The sequence below is a fragment of the Candidatus Nomurabacteria bacterium genome (assembly GCA_020631975.1).
Lineage (GTDB): Bacteria > Patescibacteriota > Saccharimonadia > Saccharimonadales > CAIOMD01 > JACKGO01.
Genome location: JACKGO010000003.1, coordinates 154421 through 180805, shown reverse-complemented (window position 1 = coordinate 180805; position 26385 = coordinate 154421). Strand labels below are relative to the sequence as shown.

Genomic DNA, 26385 nt, shown 5'->3' with positions numbered 1-26385 from the left:
AGTTAACTAGTTAAACGGATCGTATCTGTTGGGGTCAAATAGTGTTTCTATTGTTACATTATTTGCCTTAAGGGAATCAAAGACTTTTACAGAAGCTTCATTGAACTTAATAATCTTAACTGATTTTTCTGCATCGGCTATTTGGCTTTCAGATGGTTCGGCGTCTGACATAGCGGTAATGCCTAAGTAGTACAACACCAAGTATAGATGCAGATATAACAATAAACAATGTTACCCTGTACCTTACGATAAAATGTACAATTTGCTGAAGACTGTCGGTGAATTTTGCTGTTATATTTTTCATGATGGCTTCTTTACGAATAATGATATATTTAATCGGATTTCTCCGCTAGTAGAATCGTAGGTAATAGCAGTAATTCGCATATTTCTGGGGCTAGCTTCAATTGATTCAATGAGGTTGAGTATTTGATTTGTCGAGATAGAGTTCTTACCCCCGCCGCTGATACTTACTTCTATAGGAATTTCATATACCCCTTTTAAGTCTTTTACGGGCGTTGCCTGAGAAATGTCTACTTTAGTTTTTTGCTTTACCGTAGGGTCTAGGCTAGAGCCTGGAAAAACAACAGATGTAATCGTAAGATTTGCATTGTTCGCGAAACTATAAATAGTTTCTACAGCTGCAGCTTGCTCTTTACCTGTAGGTACAAGGTAGTTTAATTTCTCTGCTGTAGCTGAATTAGCTAGGTATATCTGTTTATTTTTAAGATACGTTTCTTCTGTTTTTTCTGCTTTAATGATATTTAATTTAGCATCTATGACTTTTTCTGATGCAGCAAGCATTACACCTCTACCAAGATATAGCACGCCACCAATTGCGAGCAACGTCACAACAAGTGCTGCTACAAGTAGGTAATACATTTTCTTTGGGTTCATTAGTTTTGGCCTTTTTCTTTTAAAGCATTATTTATTAAATAAAATTCAGAATTTTTATTTAATAGCACAACAATACTACCTGTACAGCCACCTTCAAGTGAATTACAGTCAATTTTTAACAAATCGGCTTTTGTAAATAAGTTATCAGTCTTTTCTTGACTACTAGAAATGTTTTCAAATGCAGTAGTAATGAGTCTCTGATCTGCGCCATTGACGTTTAATGTCAGCACTTCATCTTCGGCAGAGTAGTCTAGCGTTCCAAGCGTGACACCGGGTGGCAAAACAGACCCAATTGTACGTATAATCTTAGAAAACAGCAGTTGGTTTTCTAATAACTTTACTGCTATGTCTAAGTCATTAGAGAAAACCTCTGCTTTTTGTTGGTACTCTGCAAGGTTTTGATCTACTACTCGTTGTTCAGAAATTGTAGCCAATCTGTTTAAGTTGTTTGCTCTTTGGGTTATAAAAAATAGACCAAACCCTATTGTGATGACGATAGCGAGTAACAAGATAAGTAATATAATAATCCATGAAAATAACACTTTATTTTTACGGGCATAACCGATATCTTGCTTCACATCAGCTGGGAGTAAATTAATCATGCCAAATATCCTTGCTATTAATGAGCGATAATCCTGCGGCGGTGATATACATAGTTTTTTCTACTTCGTTAGGTGGTTGTAGTTTATGGAAGTCAAGATTTGTCCAAGGATTACACATTCGTGCAGGTAGTCGTAATTTATCTGTTAGATATTCGCTTAGCCCTGGCAAGTTTGCACCGCCACCGAGTGTAATAACTTGTCCAATTTTTTTCTTACTGCCATCTCGTTCTTCGTAGTATCTGACCATTTTCTTAATTTCTTTGATCATCGAATGAAGTATTGGCTCAATTGCTTGTATTATTTCATCTTGTTTTTTGCTAAATGCTATGCCATATTTCGTTTTAATGGTATGTGCTATTTGATTGCTGACGTCTAACTTTTTAGCGATGAGCTCTGTGAATGTATCACCACCACCCGGAATGGTACCTGTAACGATAAGCTGTTTGTCGTAGATTGTAATATCCACAGATAATGATCCGCAATCAACCAGGATTGTTGGGACATCATTATTTTCGGCATTTCCAACCAAACGACCAGACGCAGATATACTTGTTTCTAGTGCGACAATTTCTAATCCTAGCAATTCGGTGAGTGTAGCATAAGAATCAACAATTTTTTTTGGTGCTGCAGATAATAATACTTCAAGACCTTTATCGTTACTAGAAATAACATCATAGTCAATATATAACTCCTCTATTGGTACGGGTATGTATTGTTCAGCTTCTAAGCGTACTGCTTCGTCTAGCTCTTTCGTTTTTAATAGAGGAAGCGATAAAACACGGTTGTATGTCCTAGCAACAGGTAATGACATAGCAACTCGTCGCGTCGTTATGTCACCAATAAGGGATGATTCAAATAGTTCTTTAATAGCTTTGGCTACCAAATCTGGCTCTTTGATTTCACCATCAGCAATAGCTGCTTTATCGTATTGTATAGATCCATACCCTTGCACTCTTCTGGTCTTTTGGTTACTTTTTATTTGCTCAAGTTGCATGACTTTAATACTACTTGTACCCACGTCAAGGCCAAACAGTGGCTTATCTTTGTATAGGATGCTTTGTGTCATGCTTTTATTTTGCCCACTTTATGTACCAATAGTATACCATAAGCGGTGTATTTATGGAGTAACAAGGACTTCTCTCCATTTTAGGATTGTGTAGGTGCTCGTTATAGGAAAACTCGGTGGTGGTGCATATAAGAGGTTGTAATCAAAATTTGTTTCGTTATATTCAAAACCGTCGATTGGAGTGCCGCCACTTGTCCACAGCCATGTCCATGATTGTCTAGTTGGCAATAGAGCCGTAATAGACAAGTTTTTTACTACTATTACCTCGCCAGTCTGGGGTATCTCTGCCTAAATAATCTGCAGGGAACCAAACATGACCATCTTTTGCTATAAGAGCGCCGTTTACCTCAAATGGATAGTTCGCAGTGCTGTCACCAGGCTTTGGCGGCGCATACGGTGCAATTGTGACATCTTCTTCTGCGATGATGCCTATTGCATCGCTTCCATCTTTTTGATCGTATTTTAATGAATCAGCAATAACGACAGAAGTTTGTTCTGATGCGCTGGCCAGACGGCCGGATGCTATGGTTACCCGGCCATTAAAAACAGGGTTTGAACGTACCCATACGTTATCCTCAACAAAAATGACGCCACTCTGTGGTATGGCAATATTATTAGCAATTAATGTGCGACTTAGAGCACTGGTATATGAAGACGTATAGCTTGAGTTATTGGAATAACTGTATGTTTCATTACTAATGCTATACAAGTTGTAGGTCGTATTACTATTGAGCTCAATAAGATAGCCTCGCCGTTCATTAAATGATGAAGCCACACGGGGTATATATGCATCTGTCCTTGGCGCGCTCACGTTAGAACATGCGGTAGGACTAGAGGCTAACGCTGCGGTATTAGCAAACGATAGGAATGCGGTTTTTTTAATATTACAAAGATCTCCGGTTATAGCGTTAAAATCAATAGATGGTACAGGGTAGCGCCAATCAGCCTTAGAACGAGTGTTACAATTTACTGGGCTCGTTACCGCTGTATTACACCAAACACCAGGACGAGTTGTGTATCCGTTACCACCTAAGTTAGAAGGGGGTACATACGTGGCGTTAGCACTTGTTACATCATCTGTATTTCCGCCGTCCATTCGGACACCTACATTAGAATGTACTGGGCCGTTGGCGTTTTCGGTATTACCAAACCACAAAGCTACATCACCAGCTAAACTATAACTTGCAAATGATGGGGCTCCAATTTCAGCTTCTATGGTTCGTCTAAATTTGCCGTCTAATGTACTACCAATAGATCTGACTATTGCAACGCTAGAGCCGACTGACTTAGGCTTTATATATAAAGTATACGTACCTACTTCTTTATTATTGTCGTCTTTATAGCTGTGTACAAAAGGTCCATAAAAACCAGTAAAATCGCCAGTCGTGTTAATGGTAGCACTTGGGTTTCCATCTTTAAAATCAGCCGCAGCATGACTTAAATGCCATAAGTAATAATTGACACCTGCATCGGCGATATTGAGTGTTAGCTGATTCTTATTTGTACTAACAGCGTCAGATAATACCAGCGATATGACACTCGCAGTCGACACCAAGATAACTCCAATAGCTGCCATAAAACCGAGTACCCACGTTAGTACATGGCCGTCGTTCATTTTCATAGGTTGTACTTTCTATTCCTTAAACTAACAGAAACACTTGTGGATACATAATCATTAGCGTTTGAGTCATATTTTTTAATATATAGTTGTGTGGTAATGTTTTTTATAGATTGTACATCAGTGACAGGGCTGGTTAATTGGTTGTAATTAGCGTCGTAATACAAAAAAGTTGGATTTCCAGAAATTTTGTAAAATTTATTTACTACAGTGACTGTCTTTGTTTGGCCGGTTAATAGCGTGCCAATTGGATAATCGGCTGTCATGGGTGTGACATCTGCTAATAGGGCGTTATTCGCACCATTGAGATAGTAGCGAATTTTAGATGTATACACATCGTCTGGTGCAAAATAAGCGTAAGCGGTAATACTATCTGCGTTAGCATTTTCTATATAATTGATACCTCGGAGCACTTTTGTAACCCTAAAAGAACTTTCAGCAAGTTTACTACGCGCAAGACCATCTGCCTGTAGTTGCATAAAGCTTGTTATTGAGCTCGAAGTAAAGACGAATAACGTAATGAGAAGCAAGCTGCTCACCATCATCACAACAATAAATTCAGTCACAGTGAAACCAGCCTGTTTACGGTACAACATTAATCCCCCCTAGAAGACCGCTGCCATTGGGAATTGTAAGCGTATGACCATTGGCGCTTAGGGTTAAATTCGATTGGCCTTGAGTAGCTGCACTAACATTAATGGTGCACGATAAATCTGTTGATGTGGCATCTGCGTAGACACAAGATGCTGGTATATCACCCGCAGGGTTTTTTACTGTTACAGAAGTACCACAAGACGCCGGGATGGTTGCATGACAAGGGAGGTTAGTGCCAGAAACAGTGAAGGTATGGCTACCACTGGCTATGCTAGCAGTTGTACTGCTGATATGGTTTATTCTTGGAAACGTACTACTTGTACTAAAGTATAACCGCACTTTTTGATAATAATTATTACCATTAAATGGAAAGGTAGGGGTTGGTGGATTAGAGCGTCGTAGCTGGGGATTTGTACTGGTCCAATTTGTACATTCCCAGCATAGGGAACAGCCGCTGCCAGGTACTGTATAGGGTTTGTACCTATTTGGCAGGAGGTATCACCAGTATCTCCGCAAAAGATATACTCGCCAGGGTCTAGGTTATCGATAGTTATTATTCCCGACCCATCAGACACGACTCTTGCATCAGTTGGTGCCATATTGTCGTAGTAATAACTTGTATCGGTTGTGCCACTATATTTTTTAACGCCGCCTTTCATGTACAGCTTCATATTTCCAATAGGACTGCCTGAAGAGTCTACGGTTTCTACAGCAAGACTGTGTTGACCTTTTGGATTAATCGTCATCGTTACCGACGATGATTGCTGCACAATAATATTTTGACTTGCATAATTTGGCGACAATGCACCAAGTGGTTTAATGGTGGCTAGGCTAGAATAACCACTTTTTGAAGCGGTAATTACATAGTCATTTCCGGTATCGGGCTTAAGACCATAAAATATAGCAATACCATTCGTGTCAGTACTGTCATTTAAATCTACTATAGGAGACACTGTATTATTTGCCACATTAACAGTCGCTCCAGAAACTGCATTACCAGCACTATCAATGACTTTTACGATAAGTGCACCAGTAGTACTGTCTGTTTCAGCAACTCTCGCTGCCATCTGAGTATCTAGTTCTGCTACCTGTTTAGTTCCAACAAGCACTTTGACATTCGCTATTTTGTAGTCGGCTGGGTTTAGATCTTTAGCAGGAGCACCTGTAGGAGACGGTAAATTTCTGCACAGAAGATTTTTGGTATCAATATCTGGGTATGTGGCACACCCGTCATATGCATCATCAATATAGTTTATACTCGTGTTAATTGTATAGGTTACATTATCTACTGTTTCCGTTTTTGTATTAGGTAAGGGATTAGAAGTCGGTATTGCTCCACCCGCTACGGCGAGACTATCATATGGCAAGGATTTAAGATATTCTATCTGATTTGTTGCTAGTTCTGTACCAATGGTTTTCTGCTTCGCAAAGATGGCGGTAGAATTGATTGCAACATATGTACTAAATACAGAGATTGACAATATAGCAATCACTACACTAGACACGAGTAGCTCAATCATTGTAAAACCTTTGTTATCCACCATATGTTGTTTGTTGGGTACCTTAGTATATCTTTTCTAATTATAGCAAAATAAGCGTAACTAGTATAAAAAACAGCCCGAAGATGGGCTGTTTTTTATACTAGTGAGTGGAGTTTTAGTTATTTACACCAGTGATTGATTCAACTGTGTTGCCATTTTCTTTCCAGTAACGAATTTCCATTTGTGACTGATCTGTGACGACGATATAACAGTAAAAGTCATTTGCTTTGCTATCAGGTTCTGTAGTACATGCGCCAAGAGTGCTGCCACCGCCTTGTGCTGCGTTACCGCTTGGGCTAGTCGTAGTTTTAGCGTCCACACCTTCCATAGCTGTAAGTGTAGCTATGTCACCAGGATATTGGCCATTACTTGCGTAATATTCTTCTGCCTTTTTAGCCAGCGCGCTTGCATCAGCTTGTCTATCTGAGTCACGGGCGCTCTTTGTGACATTACCATATGCTACAAAACCAATTGCAGCCAAAATTCCAATTACAACAATCACAATCAGAAGTTCTATAATTGTGAAACCTTTATTTTCTTTTCTTAGAGAGATCATATAAATCCCACCCTCCTAGTTAGTTATTAGTTGCGATGCTATTTGTTTAGTCATCTTGCTTATGATTTTATATCTATGGCTTAACAGTTGTCAACTATTTTGTAATACTACCACTAAGGGAGGCAAGCGGGCCCATAACACTTGCTGCTACCAAGCCAACCATGCCGCCAAGAATGACAATCATCAAAGGTTCTAGTATAGAGCTCAGTGATTCTATCGTCGCGTCTACTTCTTCTTCGTAAAAGTCAGCAATTTTGACCAAAATACTATCGGTTTCACCTGTCTCTTCGCCAATTGCGAGCATTTGCCCAACAATAGAAGGGTAGTGAGGACTATTGAGAATAGGTTCAGATAATTGTTTGCCAGCCTTTACATCTTTAGCAGCGGCAAGAAGCTCATTTTCTAATACTTTATTGCCAATACTGCCTGCTGTAATTTCAATTGCTTCTATAACGCTCACACCAGAAGACATCAAACTAGAAAAAGTACGCGCAAAACGAGAAATAGCTACTTTTGTGATAACGTTTTTAAGCACCGGAATACGCAGCAGTAAAGTGTGATATTTTAACTTTCCTTTGGGTGTTTTAATATATCTACGTATAAAATAAGCAGCAATAAGACCGGCAATGACTATAAAAACAGCATATTGTTTACTAAAATCACTAATACCAATCATTACTCTTGTTAAGATTGGTAGCTGGGCATCTTCGCCACCTAACTCCAGTAACATGGCACCAATTTTCGGTACAATGACATTCATAACGACTATAAAGGCAATGATAGTTATGCCAAACACTACTTTCGGGTATGTTGTAGCGCTTTTGATTTTCTTTTTTATAGCCTGATTTTTTTCTAATTGTGTAGCGAGCCTCTTAAGAATCTTATCTAATATACCACCAGCTTCACCGGCAATCACCATATTAATATAAACTTCGTCAAACACATTAGGGTATTTTTTTAGAGCATCGCCAATACTTGCGCCACCTTCAATCTGCTTTGCAATATCGCCTATTACTACCTGAAAATACTTATTATCGGTTTGTTCTTGCAGGGTATAGAAAGATCGATTCAATGGCACCCCAGCTGAAATAAGAGTAGATAATTGCCGGGTAAAGATGGTGATATCTTTTGTCTTAACTCGTTTGCTCGAAAGTGAAAAGAGTTTAAATCCAGCATCTTGCCGGACCGAAAGTGGTTTTATACCTTGTTTTTTAAGTGTATCAACAACGGCTTGTTTTGATGATGCGTCTATTGTTCCTTTAATGACGGTATTTGATTGGTTGATACCTTTGTAAGAAAATTTTGCCATATATTCTTGCTATGCCTCTGCCGTGACACGGAGAATTTCTTCTATAGTTGTTTCACCCCTGAGAGCTTTTACAAAACCGTCTATGAGCATTTCTACCATGCCTTCTTTTATCGCTTGATTATTAATAACTCCACTGGTTGCATTACTGATTATGAGTTTTTGTAGCTCTGTCGAGTTACCAAGTGCTTCATAAATACCAAGTCGCCCCTTAAAACCAACATGGCCACATTCATCACAGCCTTCTGGGTTTGCTTTCCAGAGGCGTGTAATACCTTTAGCAGAAGATGATGATGTTTTAGATGATGCTTCTTGATTCACGCCTATACCACCTGCAATTGCCTGTGACTCGAGATCATAGATATACTGCATAACAGAAGTGTCTTTGATGCCAAAAGATTGTGCAATAGTTTTTATCATTTTGTCATCAGGTTTAAATGATTGCTTGCAGTGCTGACACAATCTACGCACTAAACGCTGCCCCACAACGGCACGCACAGTGCTGGCGATAAGAAAAGGTTCAATACCCATATCGAGCAAACGCGGTAAACAGGTGGCAGCATTATTAGTGTGTAGGGTTGCAAAAACTAAGTGACCAGTTAGCGCTGCTTGCACCGCCAACCCGGCAGTTTCGCTATCTCTAATCTCACCAACCATAATAATATTGGGGTCTTGGCGCAACAGTGCTCGCAAACCATTAACAAAGGTCATACCTGCTTGCACGTTAACTTGGGTTTGGTTTGTTCCTGGTATTTTATACTCAACCGGATCTTCAATGGTAGAAATGTTGACGGTTGGGTTATTTAGTAAGCTTAGTATGCTAAACAAACTTGTAGATTTACCGGAACCAGTTGGCCCCGTGACGAGTATCATGCCGTGCGGCTGAGTAATAGCTTGATTGACCGTGTTGAGTGAAGGACCCCAGTAACCAAGCTGTTCTAAGGTAAGTGCTTTGGTAGATTCAGATAAAATACGCATAACAACCTTTTCCCCGTCTGTAATAGGTAGGGTAGAAACACGTAGGGCGTAAATAAGGTTACTAATACCAATCTTGAATCGTCCATCTTGCGGAGCCCGGCGTTCATCAATCTTTAAATTAGATAAAATTTTAATACGCGACACAAGGGCTGCCTGTACTTTTTTTGGAAGCTTATTGACCTCTCTTAAAATTCCGTCAACTCTATACCGTACTAATACATAATTTTCTCTTGGCTCAATATGAATGTCTGATGCACCGGATTTAATAGCACCTTCAATTAACAAATTTACCGTTTGAGCAACTGGTGAATCTTCGGCGAGGTCTTCTTCATTAACTTCATCACTTTCGCTATCTTCATCTTCGCCAGAAATAATTTCAGTAATTTCGCTACTAATATTTTCCCGGTACTGATCTATTGCTTGCAAGATGTTGGTTTTTGTAGCAATTGATATTCGGACATCATTACCGAGTTGTTTTTGCAAAAAACTGATTGCTTGGATATCGTCTGGATCCTCCATGGCAAGTAGTTTTGTGCCATTTTTATCAATACCATATACCACAACACCGTATTGACGAGCTATTCGCTCTGGTATTAAGTGGAGCGTTTCTTTTTCTATATCTTTGGCAATGATTTCTACAAACGGAACATCTATTTGTTCTGCGAATGCACTCGTAAGATCTTTTTCTGAAATAAGATTAGCTTGTAAAACAATATCTTGCAGTGGTTTGTGCTCATTTTTTTCTTGTTCTTTTAGGGAGGCAATTTGATCAGGTGTTACCTTTTCACTTTTTGCGAGCAGATCTTCAACTAATTTATCAGATACTCTCATTGAATTCTCCGTGAGTAACAAGATAGCAACATATGCGAATATTTGTTTTCATGCTTACGCTTATGGTATCGTATCTAGTTATATATAGGCAAGTAATACGCCGGTGGTTTTGCTATAATGGCAGGTAGTATTACTAACACGTGGAGGGTTCTTACTATAATGGCTGCAAAAAAAGAGCAGGAAAAATCGACAGCACAGAGCGGCAAAAGTCAGGCATTGGATCTCGCCGTTGAACAGATAAAAAAACAATTTGGTCAAGGTTCAATTATGCAACTTGGAGCTGACTATAAGGTTGATGTACCAACATTTTCTACTGGTAGCTTAGGGCTAGATATAGCATTGGGCGGTGGAATTCCAAAAGGTAGAATCATAGAAGTCTATGGGCCAGAGAGTAGTGGTAAAACAACTTTGACACTGCATGGTGTAGCAGAAATACAAAAACAAGGTGGTACAGCTGCATTTATTGATGCAGAGCACGCACTAGACCCATCATACGCGCAGAGAATTGGTGTAGACGTTGCTAATTTATTGATTTCACAGCCAGACAATGGCGAACAAGCACTCGAAATCGTTGAAACACTCGTACGTAGTAACGCAGTAGACTTAATCGTGGTAGATTCAGTTGCTGCTCTTGTACCACAAGCAGAAATAGAAGGTGATATGGGTGATGCACACATGGGTTTGCAAGCTCGCCTAATGAGCCAAGCTTTACGCAAACTGACGGGGGTTATTAATAAAAGCAAGTGTACCGTCATTTTTATTAACCAACTTCGCATGAAGATAGGTGTTATGTTTGGCAACCCAGAAACCACTACGGGTGGTAACGCCCTAAAGTTTTACGCATCGGTGCGTATGGATATACGCCGCATTAGCCAGATTAAAACCGCAGACTCAGTAATTGGTAACAGGGTTAGAGTGAAAGTGGTAAAAAATAAAGTTGCTCCACCTTTTAGGGAAGCTGAGTTTGACATTATGTATAACGTTGGCATAAGTAGAGAAGGTGAAACACTAGACTTAGCAGTTCACAATGATATCGTTGGTAAAAGTGGTGCATGGTTTGAATATAAGGATGCTAAGATTGGACAAGGCCGTGAAGCAGCAAAGCAATACTTAATGGACAACCCTAAAGTACTTGCTGAAATTGACAAAAAAGTCCGAGACGTTGCTCTTGCGTAGTAAATGGTAATTACGAAAATCACTCTGCAACAAAAAGATACACAACGGGCGAACATCTTTATAGATGGCACGTATGAGCTATCATTAACTATCGATCAAGTTTTAGAACAAAAGCTTAAAGTTGGCGTTAATGTTGATGAGCTGGCGTTAAAACGTTTACGAAAGCTTTCTGAAGATGGCAAGGTGCAAGCTAGGGCACTAGAATGGTGTTTGAGCCGACCAAGATCTTCAAAAGAATTACGTGATTATTTGTATAAAAAAGGTGCAAGCCAAGAACTTAGTGATTCTATCTGCCATACATTTGCCTTAAAAAAATACCAAGACGATGATTATTTTACTAAGTGGTGGATAGAAAACAGAGTTCGTAAGAACAAAAGTAATCTTAGTATTAAAACTGAGCTAAAGCAAAAAGGCATTAACGACGAACTAATTACAAAAAATTTACAAGTAGAGGTAACACCCAAAATTCGCCTTAAAAATTTAATAGTTTTAAAGCGCTTACAAACAAAATATCCAGATGAAAATAAGCTTAAACAGTATTTAGCTGGCAAAGGTTTTTACTATTCAGATATCGTAGAAGTACTCGCCGAGTTAAAAGAAGGAGCCTGAAACCTGCTACTTACTTTTTGAGTATCTTTTACTTCTGGACCAGACACGACAATTTTTGTATCAGTAACTTCTCTTATGCTTTGTCTGTCGAATATCATTTGGCTTGATGTAAGTTTTAGCAATGACGGTTGTACATATAGTTTCTGAATAAATAAACTTTTTGTATCTACAACGTAATCTTCTACTCTACCAATTTTAGAAGACCCAGCGTAAACATTTTTACCTATCAATTTAAAGTTGATAGTAATAATAGGCTGTAAGCGTACGAGTTCTTCTTGTTCTGCAATGTCTTCATGATCATCAATAATCATCCCTGTTGGGCTAAGGTCACGTACGTCAATATCTACTACGATGCCGTCGCGCTGCCCATTCATCGCCTGGGCATAAAAGCCATCTATATGTAAATTATGTGGGTTGATTACAGGTTCAGTAATAGTACCAATTTTTGCTGCGCTACGTAGGCTCATAAGAGGCATACCATTAAAACTACTACCAAAAAATAACATATTGTCTTTATTGTAATAAAAAATGCTTGTGTTAGCGAATTACTATCGTACAATAGTGCTCATGATAAAACGTGCAATGACGTTACTATTAGCTACAACCCTATGCATTGCAACATCCAGCACAGCCTTCGCAGAAGATACTCCACAATCAAAACCTACAGAAAACAACGTTATCATCACTGAGCTACAGACGAACGGGGAAGGTACAGGAACCACCCTACAAGAATTTATTGAACTATATAATCCACTATCTGAACCTGTAAATATGTTAGGGTGGAGCGTCGTCTACAAAAACTCTACAGGAAAAGAAACCGTAGTACATACATTTACAGAACCATTTTTGCTTTTGCCTAGCAGCTATATGATTGGTAAAAACGAATTTACCGTAGAAAGTTACCTCCCAGATGTTTTAGCGGATTTTACCTATAGCTATGGGTCAAGCGGACTGGCGGCGACTGCTGGTAGCGTTATGATAAAAAATCAAACAGATATAGTTGTAGACGAGCTAGCGTGGGTCAACACGATGAGTTTTATAGATAACAATACTCTCAACGGTTTAATAGGGGGAATGTCTGCACAAAGAAAATGTGACGCCGAACAATATTTTATTGATACAAATACAGTTGCTAACGACTATTTCATTGGCTTACCAACTCCTTTGTCTGCGACATGCCTATCGCCATCAGAAGATACCCAAGATAATAGTCAAACAGATACTATTGAACCATTAGTGCCTGTGGAGCAGAAACCACCAGCTACGGCGCCGCGTATGCGTTTACCGCTACTTATTAATGAGTTATTTATTGACCCTATAGCTCCGTTAACTGATAGTAAAGATGAATTTGTAGAAATCACCAACCATAATGAAACTGCTGTAGATATTAGTGGCTATACAATTACCGCCGGTACGACAACAAAATATAAGTATACGTTTCCGAGTGGCAGTATCATAGGCCCAAATGGCTATTTGAGTATAACCTCTGCGGCGACTACAATTGCATTAACAAATAGTGGTGGCACAGTTCAGCTGGCAGACGATCTGGGCACTGTCGTAGATAGCGTGCAATATACTGCAGCAGTTCCTGGAGCAGCTTGGGCCAGAAACAATGTCGGAACGTGGCAGTGGACAACTGCACCAACCAATGGTTCGGCAAATGTCATCATTCCACCGCCTCCAGCACAAGCTAAAACCAAAAAGACGTCTGCCGCTGCAGCTAAGAAAAAGAGTACGAAAAAAACAACCAAAAAGAAAACTAACTTTTCAGTTGCACCTCCTATACAAATTAACGAAGTATTTCCTGATCCAAAATCACCTCAAACCGATGCAAAAGATGAATTTATAGAATTGTATAATCCACACCCGACGGCGATAAACATTACTGATTACACAATTAGTGCTGGAGCGACCCGTAAGTATACCTACACTTTTCCTGAAGGATCTGTGATTTTGCCACAAAGCTATATCGTTGTTGGGTCTGATTCTACGTCATTGTCGTTAACGAACAGCGGAGCAACAGTGCAGCTTATAAATAATTTTGATAAAGAAATAGATACAGTAACATATGATAAAGCAATCAGCGGTCAGTCATACGCAAGAGACGATTTTGGTAAGTGGCAATGGACATCAACGGTCACAAAAAACGAAAAAAACATAATTACTGCTTCTGCCCCCAAAAAAAGTAGTAAAACCTCGGTGGCAGGTATAGTTGCAGGAACAGACAGTAAGCCCTTGGCGCCCGCACCACAGCCGTTACCTACATGGGTGCTTGCGATGTTAGGGTTCGGCGCGGTATGCTATGCAGCGTATGAGTACCGATTTGAAGCGAGAAATATTTTCTACAAGTTTAAAGCACACAGCACAGCTCGGTAGAGCAATTGGTCGCTCATTAAAAGGTGGTGAGGTTATTCAGCTCGTGAGTGATATTGGTGGTGGCAAAACGACTTTAACAAAAAGTATTGTTGCGGGTACTGGTTGCAAGGCGGTGGTAGCAAGCCCTACGTTTACTGTTTCAAAAGAGTACCAAGCAGCTCATCTAAAGATTCGTCATTTTGATTTTTACCGGTTGCAAGACGCTGGTGTGGTTGGTATAGAGCTACAAGAGGGTTTTAGCGATCCAAGCACGGTGACTATTGTAGAATGGTCAGATATTGTTAAGGATGTACTACCAACAGACACCATAACTATCACGATTCAGCACACCAAAGAGCACGAACGGCTATTTACCATAGATGTACCTACGAACAAACAGTATATTTTAAGGGAACTGGCATGATATTAGCTGTTCGTACAGACAAACTAGAGGCAGAACTTTATGTATACAAGCACGCGAATTGTGTTGCATCGTATACATGGGAAGCGCATCGGCAACTTGCTGATACTATTCATACTAAAATACATACTATTTTGGTAAATAATGATGCAGACTGGTCATCGTTACAAGGGCTCATTGTCTATAAAGGTCCGGGCAGTTTTACCGGACTTAGAATAGGCGTTACCGTTGTAAATACTCTCGGCTATTCACTTAATATTCCTATTGCCGGAACTACTGGTGAAAATTGGCTCACGGAAGGCTTGGTAGCATTGCAAAAAGTTAAACAATATACCCCAGTATTACCAGACTATGGTGGCCATATACACATCACTCAGCCAAAAAAATAAGTTTGTTTATTTACTTGTGTCAGGAGTATGATAGTACGTAGGATATACACACTACAGTGAAGGTGATGTCCAGACTTGATTACTTGATTAATTTGATTATCCTAAAAAAGCTAATGATGTGATAGTGATGCTTTTGTAGGGGTGGTCTGCCGAACAGAAAGGGAGAATATGGAACCAATAGGATTATTATTGGCCGTAATTGCGGCTGGTGCTGGTTTTGGTGCCAGCCAGGTAGTAACGCGAAGAAAAATAGGTACAGCAGCTAACGAAGCAGAGAAACAGCTTGCCAAAGCCAATAAAGAAGCTGCAGCAATCACGCGTAAAGCAGAAGAAGAAGCTGCTCGTAAAGCAGAAGACGCACGCAAAGCAGATCAGCAACTACGCAAAGAGTTAAAAGACAAAGAATCGCGCATAATAGACAGAGAAACTACGCTAGATAAAAAGCTTGATGAGTTAGACAAGCGGTCTGAAAAGTTGCGCTATAATGAGGACGAAGTAGAATCATTAAAAAATGAAATTAGAGAATTGCGTGTTAAGCAACAAGAAAAGCTAGAAAAGGTTGCTAAGCTCACCAAAAAAGAAGCAGCCGATAAGCTCATGCAAATGACAGAGCGAGATATAAAAAATGATCTTGCCGGTTTAATTGCTAAACTTCAGAATGACGCCAAAGATCTAGCAGAGGAAACCGCTGGAATGATTATTGTAAGCGCCATGGAGCGTATGGCAAGCGACGTGACGGCAGAACGAACAGTTACCGCCGTAAAGCTAGAAGACGAAGAAATGAAAGGTCGCATCATAGGTAAAGAAGGCCGTAATATACAAGCCTTACAGCGTGCCACTGGCGTAGATATACTTGTAGATGATACACCCGGCATGATTATTTTAAGCAGTTTTGACCCTATCCGCCGCGAAGTAGCCCGTGTAGCTTTAGAAATGCTTCTTAAAGATGGGCGTGTTCATCCTGGCCGTATAGAAGAAGTGGTAGAAAAAGCTCAAAAACACGTTCATAAAGAAGTCATTCGGGCTGGTGAAGATGCCGCAAGAGAAGTAGGTGTTGTTGGCATACCACGTGAACTATTACAGCTGCTTGGTGAGTTAAAGTATCGAACCAGTTTTGGCCAAAATGTATTAAAGCATTCTACAGAAATGGCCCATATGGCTGGTATTATTGCCGAACAAATTGGTGCAGACGTGCGTGTCTGTAAATATGCTGCGCTCCTACACGATATGGGCAAAGCGCTTACTCATAAAATAGAGGGCAAACACCACCATATTTCTGCAGAAATGGCTCGTAAATACGGTGTGCCAGACGACATCGTACATGCGATAGAAGCTCACCATGATGACATAGAAGCCACTACTGTAGAAGCACTTGTCATACGCGTTGTAGACGCAATAAGTGCAGCACGCCCAGGTGCCAGAAATATTAGTGCCGAAAACTTTGCAGAGCGTATGCGTGAACTAGAAAATGTTGCAACAAGCTTTAGTGGTATAGATAAAGCATATGCCATCAGCGCTGGCCGCGAAATAAGAATCATTGTACAGCCAAATACAGTCGATGATTTAAGCGCTATTAAACTAGCACGAGATATCGCTACAAAGATTGAGTCAACTATGCAGTACCCAGGGACTATTAAGGTTAACGTTATCCGCGAAACTCGTGCTATAGAATTCGCAAAATAACAACACAGGAGGGAGGCTTCATGAACATCTTGTACATTGGTGATGTTATGGGGCAACCCGGTAGAAAAGCATTGGCAAAAGTTTTGCCGGGGCTAAGGATATCTCGTGAAATTGATGTAGTGATTGCTCAAGCAGAAAACGTTAGTCACGGTAAAGGTATGAGCCTAAAACATTACAGAGAGCTAGAAGAAAGCGGCGTAGATGGCTTTAGTGGTGGTAACCATAGTTTTGAGCGTCCAGATACTGTAAAGCTCGTACAAGACACGAACAGTACTGTCGTTGCACCTGCGAATGTAAAAGGTCCACTAGAAAATAACTATAAAATAATAAAAAACGGGGTAAAAAAGGTGGCAATAGTTTCGTTACTTGGCTACACTTTCCCGCGCGGATACAATGAAGATACTATTAACCCACTTATGTGCATAGATGCACTTTTACCAAAAATTCAAAAAAATATGCCAGATGCCATTATTGTAAATATCCATAGTGATTTATCGAGTGAAAAGGTGATGATGGGGCATTACTTAGATGGTAAAGTTACTGCTACGGTGGGCGATCATTGGCATATTCCAACAGCCGATACTCGGCTACTACCAAAGCACACAGCGCACGTTACTGACGTAGGTATGTGTGGTGTGCTCAATTCTTCACTTGGTGTAGACGTTGATGTCGCACTGCGTAGATGGAAGGGCGAACAGGTTAAGAATGTAATGGCCAAAGAAAAAGAACTTCAGTTTAATGCAGTACTTATTGGTACGGCACCAGGTAGCCTTATGGCAGATAGTATTGAACGTATTCAGTACTATCTGTAAGCAGGCTTTTATTTTCATCTGTTTACGCGTATAATTACCCTAGTAAAATTATTTTACGGGGATTGGCGCAGTTGGCTAGCGCGCGCGGTTTGGGACCGCGAGGTCGAAGGTTCGAGTCCTTTATCCCCGACCAAATAAAGATCCGGTGTTACACCGGGTTTTTTATATGTTATGTCTTAATTATATTTTTTTATAAGGTAACACAATGTATATTAATAGTATGGAAACAATATCAATTTCAAATCAGCAGTTAGTTTGGCTAATCGCTTTATCTATATGGTCACTTACCTGGAAGGCATTTGCACTTTGGAAAGCCGCTGGGCAAAAAGATAAAGTATGGTTTGTAGCACTTATCATATTAAACACAGCAGGCTTATTGGAAATCTTCTATATTTTTGTGTTTTCCAAACGAAACACTTCCGCCAAGACAGATTCTTAAGAATAGCCAAATAGCGGGGTGTGGCGCAGTTGGCTAGCGCGCAGCGTTCGGGACGCTGAGGCCGGAAGTTCAAGTCTTCTCACCCCGACCATATATATTTAATGCAAAGTATTGGTACAATAAGCGTATGGGTTTTATATTGTTTATTCGCTGGTGGTACGGCGCCGGTTGGATAAACTCATTTTATGCAATACAACAAAGAGTAAACATAGTTGCACAGGAACTATCTATGGGCATTTTGTTGCGGACTCTTTTTGAACCCTGGAAGCAAATTACATTATACGCCGGAGAATCTGCCTCACTAGATACTAAAATACATGTACTCTTAGATAATCTTTTTGCGCGTTTTTTTGGTTTTATTATTAGAAGTGCCGTACTTGCGATTGGTCTTATAGTACTAATACTGACGTTTGTACTTGGGGTAGTATTAGCATTAATGTGGCCTATTATCCCCGTATTACCAATTGTTTTTATGGTCTTGGCGGGAATAACATGATTCTAGTCATTAACAAAAATCACCCGCGTGTCATTAAGGCTAAATATAAAAGACTATTTGACAGCTCTACGCTAAGAACAACATTAGGACTGATTGCTGCTGTTGCATTGATTGCCAGTATTGCACTAGTAGTGCTGGGTTTTTCAGTAGGATGGCTTGTGTCAATTGTGCCAGTTGTTTTATTAATGTTGCACGAATGGTATCGGCATGATTTACTTGTGCTGCCACCGACGACGCAAGAAGCTCCAGAAGACATCATAGATAGTAGCCTACTAGCTGTGCTGCCGAGTCAAGTAGATACAATAGATACGCTTGTTAGTGCACTGAAAAAAACTCAAGAATACTGGTTTTTGACCAACCGTTACCTGTTATACCCAGATATTATACAAACAATAAAACCAGCAGAAAACTGGCTGCAGACTGCAATTGATGTATACAGAAATAGTGGTTCTACACACGGCGTAAATGCTGCACATATGCTCGCAGCAATTATCCTTTGTAGTCCAGATAAATCACTCATTTTATCTCATACACAAAATACAGAAGAAGACATTATTGATGGCTTGCATTGGCAAGCGTACGTGCAATCGCTTATCGCATCAATTAAACAAAGAAAAAACCAAGGCGGTATCGCCAGAGATTGGGCTGCTGGCTATACACCACTGCTAGATAGCTACGCGGTAAATATTTCGCGCTCTATTCAGTACGGAGGCATATCACACAGAGAGATCATTGGTCATACAAATGTTGTTTCTCAGATGAAAGCGATATTTACAAGTAATGGGCGCGCTAATATCGCGTTAGTGGGTGCTGTGGGGGTAGGCAAGAGCACGATTATTCAGGCTTTTGCAGAATCATTATTGTTTGATAATAAAAAAGCAAAGATAGCGTATAACCAGGTTTATCAAATTGACATTGCGTCATTACTTACGCGTGTTAGCCCAGATCGGCTCGAATATACTATTCGCAGACTTTGCGCAGAAGCATATCACGCTAAAAACATTGTACTTTATTTTGATAACGCCGGTGCGTTCTTTGGTGCAGGTGGTTCCGTTGCTGATGCTACTAATATTATTCTCCCAATCATAGAAGCAGGTAGAGTAAGAATGATATTTTCGTTTTCACAGTTAGACTGGCAATATATACAAAAAGCCAAGTCACAAATTGCAGCATTGCTTAATTACCAAGTAGTGACACCCACCAACGAACAAGACACACTCCGCATACTAGAAAACCAAGCGTTATTTACTGAATCTCAATATAATTGTACCTTTACGTACAGGGCGTTAAAAGAAGTCTATCTACTGGCAAATCGATATGGCCCAGAAATTGCTATGCCTGGCCGTGCAATTAGTGTTATGGAAGATGTAGCTCGTTCGTGCCAAGATAGTCTTATTCAAAAAACAGATGTTCAAAAAACAGTAGAACAAACCACCGGTATAAAAATTGCCACTGCAGATGCTGATGATAAAAACGCACTACTGAACCTAGAAGAAGACTTAAAAAAACGCGTTGTCGGGCAAGATGTAGCTATTAAAGAGCTTGTGTCAGCGCTCAAGAGGAGCCGTACGGGCATTGCAAACCCAAATAGGCCTATTGGTACGTTTTTGTTCCTTGGACCAACTGGAGTAGGTAAAACAGAGCTTAGCAAATCTCTTGCAGATGTATATTTTGGTGGTAGCAGTGGGTTTGTAAGGGTAGATATGAACGAATACATTACCCAAGATAGTATTCATAAACTTCTTTCGTCTGAGAGTGGTTTTGGGTCGGCCTTTTTAGAAACAGTTCGGCGCCAACCCTTTAGTGTCGTATTATTCGATGAAATTGAAAAAGCGCACCCAGATATTGTGAATGCACTACTGCAGCTATTAGACGAAGGAGAAATAAAAGATGCAGACAACAGAACAGTCTCGTTTAAAGATGCGATAGTCATTGCCACGTCTAATGCCGGAGCCGAACAGATAAGAGATCAGCTGAAAAACCAACTGCCTATTGCACAGCTACAAGACACACTTGTAGATACGCTCATAGACAAGGGTACATTTGCCCCCGAATTTATTAACCGTTTTGATGGGGTAATTATATTTTCGCCCCTCTCACAGGATCAGCTTAAGCACATTATTACCATTCAATTGCGCAATATCAATAATACACTTGCAGCCCAAGGTATTACGGTAGCATTAGACGATTCGGCCGTTGCATGGTTAATCGCACAAGGTTACGATGAGCGTTTAGGGGCAAGACCACTGCGACGTATGATGCAAAAAACGGTCGAGACAGCTGTATCTAACATCTTACTAGAGCGTCAGGTTCAGCACGGAAGCACTATTACCTTGTCTGCCCAGCAGTTGCAATCCGTCTAAATAGAACAAAAAAATACATTTTCACATATAATACTAAAGTATGTTTTTACCTTTTATCGCTACTGGTATTGTAGGAATTTTAATTATACTGCTATGCGAATTAGTTATAAGAACCTTTAAAATAAAGGGCGAAAACGCCAGGAAGCTACTGCATATTTCGGTTGCTTTGTACGCAGCAACATGGGCATTTTATTTATCGCAATCCACAATTGCACTTATTAGCCTTATTTTAGTCGCTGTGGTTGTATTCGCTCAAAAATATACATTCTTACATTCGTTTAAATCTGTAAAGCGTATCACATACGGGGAAATCTGGTTTCCGTTAGGTATTGGAGTATCGGCAATCTTGTTTGTAAACCCGGCTATCTATGCAATTGCTGTGCTTCACATGGGTATGGCGGATGGTTTAGCAGCAGTAGTTGGTGTAGGGATGGGCAACAATGCAAAAAAATTTCGTATTTATAAACAAACAAAGAGTATTGCAGGTACACTTGTATTTATAGCGACTTCCTTTGTTATATACCTTGGCTACTGGTTGGTATTTGCGAGCGTGCCAGTATTTGAAAATTCTATCACCAATGCTGTAGCAATTAGCCTAAGTTCAGCGATATTCGTAGCAGCAACAGAACTCGTTTCACCAAAAGGGAGCGATAATATTTTAGTGCCAATTGTCGCAGGGTTATTTGCTATATTACCAACAATACAACTTATAATATAAAAATCCCGTCAAAACGGGATTCAGTATCTTGGGGCGAATGATATTCGAACATTAGTGAGAATATATATAGAACCCAAGAAAACTCCTTGGTTAATATCTTTTTTCTTGGCGTGAAGCTATATGGGAATCTCAGCAGGAGCCGAATAATAAAACCTCGTGATAGCGGGGTTCATGTCTTGGGGCGAATGATGGGAATTGAACCCACGGCCTCCTGTGCCACAAACAGGCGCTCTAACCAACTGAGCTACATCCGCCAAAGCTGCCTTATTATATCGTTTTACTGGGGTTTATTCAAGGAAACTGCATATTCTTTAAAAATAGTAGAATTACCTATAACCATAACCACGACAATTAGGCTCGTGTTGTATGGTACCCTAGCGTATACGCTGTATAGTCTTCGTAATAATATTATGTTTAGGCAATATCATCTATTGCTTTTACACCTACACAAAGACCCCTAGATGATAAACCTTGGTCTAGCCAAGTCATATTTAGGCCTGCTTCTTGGAATGCTTGTGCAAGCTCGTCAACACTGTACATTGCTAATCTATGTTCTTCTGTAAATTCATATGTACCACTAGGACTTTCCACCACATTATACAAATTAAGGATAGAAATGTTACCTTCTAGACTATTTGTGCCGGTCCTGGTAACCTTAACCCCTTTTTCTGGTAACTCGCCAGTTTCTGTGTGTGGTGGTTTGTTTGGATCAAACACGCCGGGTTGTAGCCATGGCTCAATGATTAATACTCCCCCAGGTTTTACGTGGTTACTCATATTACCAATAGCTGTAACGAGCTCTTCGTATGGGTGTACGTACCCAATAGAACTAAAAAGACAAGTAACTACGTCATATTGTCTACCAAGTTCAAATTCACGCATATCGCCTTGGATAAATTGTAATTCTGGTAATCTATTCTTTGCCGCCTTAAGTTGCTCACTAGATAAATCTACTCCCGTTATGTCAAAGTCAGATACTAAATATGGCAAGTGCAGCCCAGTTCCGCAAGCCACATCAAGCAATTCATTACCAGCAGATTTTTTATATTTATCGATAAGGTCTTTTAATGCTTCAGCCTCTGCTTTATAGTTTTTTCTGCTATAAATAGCATCATAAACATCTGCCGTCATCTTGGTGTATGATTCAGCTTCTTCAGTAGGTTGTTTTTGAGCCATGAAATTAATTATACCAAATAAAAAACGTTATCTTACGATAACGCTTATGCTTTGTAACCCGGCAGGAATTTCGACTCACTTCCGGCGAGCCCGAAAAAACAGCTTTGAAAACATAGTTTTCAAGTGTTTGTTTCCTTGCGAATTGCCACCGGCAATTCTCGGCACAATCCTACTGACAGCAAGCTGCCAATCGGTTGCGACCCCGCCTCAACTTACTTAAAGCATAGCTTTAAATCAGTTTCCGGCCTTGCAAACTGCCACAGGCAGTTTTCACCCGACCAACGGTCGAGTGTACGAATTATCTCGGAATCAATTTAAAAAACTACCATAAAAGGTAGTTTCATAAATTGGCACCCCGGGAGGGATTATAGCTTCAAGCCAGATTTGCCTTTATTTATGGAATGGCAAATTCGGTTTCATCATATAATTTTCGTAAACTACTCAAATTATCTGAACCCTCCTTGGGGGGTTCAATTCGCTTTCAGCGACGTCATATTAAAAAATCCACCATGAAGGTGAATGATTTAATATGGCACACTGTCGTATACAAAGTTAGGACTCTAACTTTATGTCGCTAAGGTTAGTAACTATCTCAGTAGCTTTAGCTTCTTCCAGTGTTTCTTTATCGTCAAAGCCATGAGTTATACCAATCCTAATTGGCACAGTTGCATTAAATCCTGCTTGCATATCGGCCTTATGATCACCAAGCATGGCACAATCATTTGGCTCTACGCTCAATCTTTTCATAGCTATCTGCAAGCCTTCTGGATCTGGTTTAGGTTCTTTTGTATCTTCTATAGTTACAACAGTAAAAATAGGAATTCTATAATATTTTTCTACTTCTTTTTCAAAATGTACTAGTTTTTCACGGTCAGATATAGTTTCATCTTTAAATAGTTTGGTAAGCCCAAGTTCTGGCAGAGCTATACCCATATTTCTTACTACATGATGCGGTGTTCCGCTTGTAAAAATTGCAAGTTTTAAACTGTGTGTACCGAGATTCTTTAGAAGTAACTGTAGGCCAGGATATGCTCTTATATACCCGGTGCAATCCTATCTTGCACAGGGTTTAGCATATTATGTAAAACATCAAAATCAGCTCCATTTATATGATGCTCTCTGTCCGAATAAAGCATTCTGACTGTCCGTTCCAGCGTATCTCTAGCGCTACCCCCAACGGTTTGATTTAGAGCCGTTTCGTATGTTGGAAAATCCGGTAAATCGCTATCAGCTAAGCCGTGTGCTTTTAAGAAAGTAATAGCTGTTTCGTATTGCCCATGCTTAATAAGAGGAACACTGTCGATTAATGTACCATCAGCATCAGATAGTAATGCTTCGAATCTTTTCATTAAGTAATAATATCATTAAAATAATTAAATTATACAAACCTTTATGCAAAGTATGGCTATATATTAGTTATAATATTACAAATGAACTGTTCAATAGATGATATAAACGATATAAAAAGAGGTGTTGACTATATCGGCATTTCGGCTAGTTTTGTAGTGCACGACGGTCAAGGTAGAGTGTTGTTGCAAAAACGAGGCCAACGAGCCCGAGATGAAAATGGTAAATGGGATGTTGGTGGGGGCGCTATAGAATTTGGTGAATCAATCTCAGAAGCTGTAAGCAGAGAAATTTTCGAAGAGCTTTGTGTAATACCGATGTCGATTGACTTTCTGACAGTTTACGATGCATTTAGAGTAAATAAATCAATAAAAACACACTGGGTTGCTATAATGCATGCGGTACAAGTTGACCCAGACAAAGTCAAGATTGGTGAACCTGACAAGATTGAAGAAATCGGTTGGTTCACTAGTAAAACGCTACCCAGCCCACTACATTCTCAGTTTTGGAAATCTTATCAAGTGGCTCTTGATAAAGGCATTGTAAAATAATATATAAAACGCTATCTTTCGATAACGCTTATGCTTGGCACCCCGGGAGGGATTCGAACCCCCGACCTAATGGTTAGAACCCACTTGCTCTATCCACTGAGCTACCGGGGCGTGCTTGGGTTTATTCCTATGTGGTGCGGGATGGGAGAATCGAACTCCCGTCCTAAGTTTGGAAAACTTATATATTAGCCGTTATACGAATCCCGCAAAAAGAACTATTAACAGATAAGATTATACCACAACATACTACACCATAGCCTGTATTATGTTTTCTCCTTGCAACAATCTAAAAAGAATAGTTTACAGTACAATGAGTCGTACACTATAACTCGTGCAGTGTTTCTATATCTGCACCAATAGAACGTAGGCGTTCAGCGAGTGATTCGTAGCCTCGGTTAATAGAGTATACATTACGCAAAATTGACTTACCTGGTGCACCTAGCATGGCAGCTAAAATAATAGTTGCAGGCCGTAGGGCGGGTGGGCAAATAACCTCTGCAGCCTTAAAATGAGTAGGCCCATCTATCATTACGCGGTGGGGGTCTAACAAGCGCACTTTTGCACCTAATTTATTAAGCTCAGTAAAGTACAGCGCGCGGTCTTCAAAAACCCAGTCGTGTATAAGTGTTTCGCCATCTGCGAGCGTCGCAATTGGTACAAAGAATGGTAAATTATCTATATTTATTCCAGGGTACGGCAGCGGATGTATTTTATCTTCTAGTGCTACTAAACCATCATGGTGATGTGTAGTAATATCTACCAACCTGGTATGGCCATTATAGGAATAATAAATATCCGAATAATCAAATCGTAACCCCATTTTTTCTAGCTTAAGCAGTTCTAGTTCAAGAAAATCAATCGAACATCGCTTAATGGTAATTTTAGAATTTGTTATAGCAGCCACAGAAATAAAAAGCATAGCTTCTAGTGGGTCTTCGGCGGGGTGATATTTTACCCTTTTTTGAATTTTATCAACACCGTGAACCGTGAGCGTAGCAGTGCCAATACCATCTATTTTTACCCCTAATTTTTGCAAGAATAAACATAGATCTTGCACCATGTAGTTAGATGCCGCAAACCGTATCGTTGTTTTGCCTTTAGTCATCGCAGCCGCAAGGAGGGCGTTTTCTGTCGCAGTGTCTCCCATTTCGTACATAGTGACGTTTTCTGGCTGTTTTTTGCCAACTTTAATAACATATTTACCACTTTGTGTTTCTATAAATACACCAAACTGTTCAAGAGCAAACTGGTGTGCTGCGATAGTGCGTTTACCAAGGTGGCATCCACCAGCAAACGGTATTTCAAATTCATTATGGTAATGCATTATTGCACCAATAAACATAATGATACTGCGCGTTTTTTTAGCAGCTTCGGCGTCTATTTTGTCTAAACGAAGTTTTGCAGGTGGTTTAATTTCTAAATCAGTGCCTTTAATCCACTTTACGTGAACACCAATACTTTCGAGCACTTCTAGCAACCGAAAAACTTCTTCAATTCGTGGTGCATTTTCTATATATGTCGTACCTTTATTAAGTAACGATGCAGCTAATATCGCTACTGTGGCATTCTTAGACGATTTCATGGTAATTTCGCCATGTAACTCTTTGCCACCGTTTATTTCAAAACTAAGTGACTTAGGGTGGTTAAGGGTAACGATATCTTTACCAAGTGCAGTACTAATTCGGGCAATGGTTTCTAGGCTAAGATTTTGCTTCCCTTGTTCTATGCGGTTTACTGCTGATTGGCTCGTACCGAGCCTCCGCGCAAACTCAGCCTGTGTTAAGCCACGCTCTTGTCTAATTTTAGTGATTAAATGACCTATTTTGACATTATTACTACTCATAATGAGATTATTATATCACAT

The 26385-nt window shown here is 39.9% G+C and carries 27 protein-coding genes and 5 tRNA genes; 14 read left to right on the top strand and 18 right to left on the bottom strand.

Going from position 1 to position 26385, the window contains the following annotated elements; translation table 11 throughout:
- Positions 1-6 precede the first annotated feature (6 nt).
- From H6795_03785 to H6795_03740, 10 genes are all read right to left on the bottom strand, one after another.
- Complete coding sequence (locus tag H6795_03785) at positions 7-171, bottom strand: hypothetical protein (protein ID MCB9817617.1); 165 nt, start codon at positions 169-171, stop codon at positions 7-9.
- 129 nt (positions 172-300) lie between these two features.
- Positions 301-894 carry a hypothetical protein gene (locus tag H6795_03780; protein MCB9817616.1) on the bottom strand — a complete coding sequence of 198 codons (594 nt, stop codon included), beginning with the start codon at positions 892-894 and terminating at the stop codon, positions 301-303.
- Positions 894-1496, bottom strand: a complete 603-nt coding sequence (locus tag H6795_03775) for a hypothetical protein (protein ID MCB9817615.1) — start codon at positions 1494-1496, stop codon at positions 894-896. Before H6795_03775 ends, H6795_03780 begins: the two co-directional genes overlap by 1 nt.
- The gene (gene pilM / locus H6795_03770; protein MCB9817614.1) at positions 1489-2562 is read right to left on the bottom strand and encodes a type IV pilus assembly protein PilM; all 1074 of its coding nucleotides are present in this window, start codon (positions 2560-2562) and stop codon (positions 1489-1491) included. Before pilM ends, H6795_03775 begins: the two co-directional genes overlap by 8 nt.
- Positions 2563-2779: 217 nt before the next feature.
- The gene (locus H6795_03765) at positions 2780-4183 is read right to left on the bottom strand and encodes a hypothetical protein (GenBank protein MCB9817613.1); all 1404 of its coding nucleotides are present in this window, start codon (positions 4181-4183) and stop codon (positions 2780-2782) included.
- Positions 4180-4776 carry a hypothetical protein gene (locus tag H6795_03760; protein ID MCB9817612.1) on the bottom strand — a complete coding sequence of 199 codons (597 nt, stop codon included), beginning with the start codon at positions 4774-4776 and terminating at the stop codon, positions 4180-4182. The genes H6795_03765 and H6795_03760 overlap by 4 nt, the downstream gene beginning before the upstream one ends.
- A gap of 294 nt (positions 4777-5070) precedes the next feature.
- The gene (locus H6795_03755; protein ID MCB9817611.1) at positions 5071-6318 is read right to left on the bottom strand and encodes a prepilin-type N-terminal cleavage/methylation domain-containing protein; all 1248 of its coding nucleotides are present in this window, start codon (positions 6316-6318) and stop codon (positions 5071-5073) included.
- 112 nt (positions 6319-6430) lie between these two features.
- Complete coding sequence (locus H6795_03750) at positions 6431-6871, bottom strand: prepilin-type N-terminal cleavage/methylation domain-containing protein (GenBank protein MCB9817610.1); 441 nt, start codon at positions 6869-6871, stop codon at positions 6431-6433.
- Positions 6872-6965: 94 nt separating this feature from the next.
- A complete protein-coding gene (locus tag H6795_03745) occupies positions 6966-8180 on the bottom strand; it encodes a type II secretion system F family protein (GenBank protein ID MCB9817609.1) in 1215 nt (404 codons plus the stop codon).
- Positions 8181-8189: 9 nt separating this feature from the next.
- Positions 8190-9986, bottom strand: coding sequence for a type II/IV secretion system protein (locus H6795_03740; protein MCB9817608.1), 1797 nt, complete (start codon positions 9984-9986; stop codon positions 8190-8192).
- Positions 9987-10145: 159 nt separating this feature from the next.
- Between H6795_03740 and recA the strand changes: the two genes are divergently transcribed.
- Positions 10146-11162: a recombinase RecA gene (gene recA / locus H6795_03735; protein MCB9817607.1), complete on the top strand. Its 1017-nt coding sequence runs from the start codon at positions 10146-10148 to the stop codon at positions 11160-11162.
- Positions 11163-11165: 3 nt separating this feature from the next.
- On the top strand, positions 11166-11771 hold the full coding sequence (locus H6795_03730) for a RecX family transcriptional regulator (protein ID MCB9817606.1): 606 nt from the start codon (positions 11166-11168) through the stop codon (positions 11769-11771).
- Here H6795_03730 and H6795_03725 read toward each other — a convergent pair.
- The gene (locus H6795_03725; protein ID MCB9817605.1) at positions 11723-12238 is read right to left on the bottom strand and encodes a hypothetical protein; all 516 of its coding nucleotides are present in this window, start codon (positions 12236-12238) and stop codon (positions 11723-11725) included. The genes H6795_03730 and H6795_03725 overlap by 49 nt on opposite strands.
- 115 nt (positions 12239-12353) lie before the next feature.
- On the opposite strand from H6795_03725, the gene H6795_03720 reads away from it, so the two are divergent.
- The 11 genes from H6795_03720 (at position 12354) to H6795_03670 (ending at position 21447) form a co-directional block, all read left to right on the top strand.
- A complete protein-coding gene (locus H6795_03720) occupies positions 12354-14147 on the top strand; it encodes a lamin tail domain-containing protein (protein MCB9817604.1) in 1794 nt (597 codons plus the stop codon).
- Positions 14083-14550, top strand: a complete 468-nt coding sequence (gene tsaE / locus H6795_03715) for a tRNA (adenosine(37)-N6)-threonylcarbamoyltransferase complex ATPase subunit type 1 TsaE (protein MCB9817603.1) — start codon at positions 14083-14085, stop codon at positions 14548-14550. The genes H6795_03720 and tsaE overlap by 65 nt, the downstream gene beginning before the upstream one ends.
- Positions 14547-14936: a tRNA (adenosine(37)-N6)-threonylcarbamoyltransferase complex dimerization subunit type 1 TsaB gene (gene tsaB, locus H6795_03710; GenBank protein ID MCB9817602.1), complete on the top strand. Its 390-nt coding sequence runs from the start codon at positions 14547-14549 to the stop codon at positions 14934-14936. Before tsaE ends, tsaB begins: the two co-directional genes overlap by 4 nt.
- A gap of 168 nt (positions 14937-15104) precedes the next feature.
- Positions 15105-16619, top strand: a complete 1515-nt coding sequence (gene rny / locus H6795_03705) for a ribonuclease Y (protein ID MCB9817601.1) — start codon at positions 15105-15107, stop codon at positions 16617-16619.
- Between the two features lie 20 nt (positions 16620-16639).
- A complete protein-coding gene (locus tag H6795_03700) occupies positions 16640-17431 on the top strand; it encodes a YmdB family metallophosphoesterase (GenBank protein ID MCB9817600.1) in 792 nt (263 codons plus the stop codon).
- 56 nt (positions 17432-17487) lie between these two features.
- Positions 17488-17564, top strand: a tRNA-Pro gene (locus tag H6795_03695).
- An 87-nt stretch (positions 17565-17651) separates the two neighbouring features.
- A complete protein-coding gene (locus H6795_03690; protein ID MCB9817599.1) occupies positions 17652-17870 on the top strand; it encodes a hypothetical protein in 219 nt (72 codons plus the stop codon).
- A gap of 14 nt (positions 17871-17884) precedes the next feature.
- Positions 17885-17961: transfer RNA gene (locus H6795_03685), tRNA-Pro, on the top strand.
- Positions 17962-17997: 36 nt separating this feature from the next.
- Positions 17998-18366 (top strand): hypothetical protein, encoded by a 369-nt coding sequence (locus H6795_03680; protein ID MCB9817598.1) that lies wholly within the window; start codon positions 17998-18000, stop codon positions 18364-18366.
- Positions 18363-20729, top strand: coding sequence for an ATP-dependent Clp protease ATP-binding subunit (locus H6795_03675; GenBank protein MCB9817597.1), 2367 nt, complete (start codon positions 18363-18365; stop codon positions 20727-20729). The genes H6795_03680 and H6795_03675 overlap by 4 nt, the downstream gene beginning before the upstream one ends.
- 40 nt (positions 20730-20769) lie before the next feature.
- Complete coding sequence (locus tag H6795_03670) at positions 20770-21447, top strand: hypothetical protein (GenBank protein ID MCB9817596.1); 678 nt, start codon at positions 20770-20772, stop codon at positions 21445-21447.
- Positions 21448-21624: 177 nt separating this feature from the next.
- Here the strand turns inward: H6795_03670 and H6795_03665 are convergent.
- The 4 genes from H6795_03665 to H6795_03650 form a co-directional block, all read right to left on the bottom strand.
- Positions 21625-21701: transfer RNA gene (locus H6795_03665), tRNA-His, on the bottom strand.
- 160 nt (positions 21702-21861) lie between these two features.
- Positions 21862-22623 (bottom strand): class I SAM-dependent methyltransferase, encoded by a 762-nt coding sequence (locus H6795_03660; protein ID MCB9817595.1) that lies wholly within the window; start codon positions 22621-22623, stop codon positions 21862-21864.
- 552 nt (positions 22624-23175) lie between these two features.
- Positions 23176-23556: an HAD-IA family hydrolase gene (locus H6795_03655; GenBank protein MCB9817594.1), complete on the bottom strand. Its 381-nt coding sequence runs from the start codon at positions 23554-23556 to the stop codon at positions 23176-23178.
- Between the two features lie 101 nt (positions 23557-23657).
- Positions 23658-23972, bottom strand: a complete 315-nt coding sequence (locus H6795_03650) for a hypothetical protein (GenBank protein ID MCB9817593.1) — start codon at positions 23970-23972, stop codon at positions 23658-23660.
- An 81-nt stretch (positions 23973-24053) separates the two neighbouring features.
- Between H6795_03650 and H6795_03645 the strand changes: the two genes are divergently transcribed.
- Positions 24054-24521: an NUDIX domain-containing protein gene (locus tag H6795_03645; GenBank protein MCB9817592.1), complete on the top strand. Its 468-nt coding sequence runs from the start codon at positions 24054-24056 to the stop codon at positions 24519-24521.
- 35 nt (positions 24522-24556) lie between these two features.
- Here H6795_03645 and H6795_03640 read toward each other — a convergent pair.
- From H6795_03640 to H6795_03630, 3 genes are all read right to left on the bottom strand, one after another.
- Positions 24557-24632: transfer RNA gene (locus H6795_03640), tRNA-Arg, on the bottom strand.
- A 21-nt stretch (positions 24633-24653) separates the two neighbouring features.
- Positions 24654-24728 (bottom strand) — tRNA-Gly (locus H6795_03635).
- 115 nt (positions 24729-24843) lie between these two features.
- Positions 24844-26364 carry a UDP-N-acetylglucosamine 1-carboxyvinyltransferase gene (locus H6795_03630; protein ID MCB9817591.1) on the bottom strand — a complete coding sequence of 507 codons (1521 nt, stop codon included), beginning with the start codon at positions 26362-26364 and terminating at the stop codon, positions 24844-24846.
- Between the last annotated feature and the right edge of the window lie 21 nt (positions 26365-26385).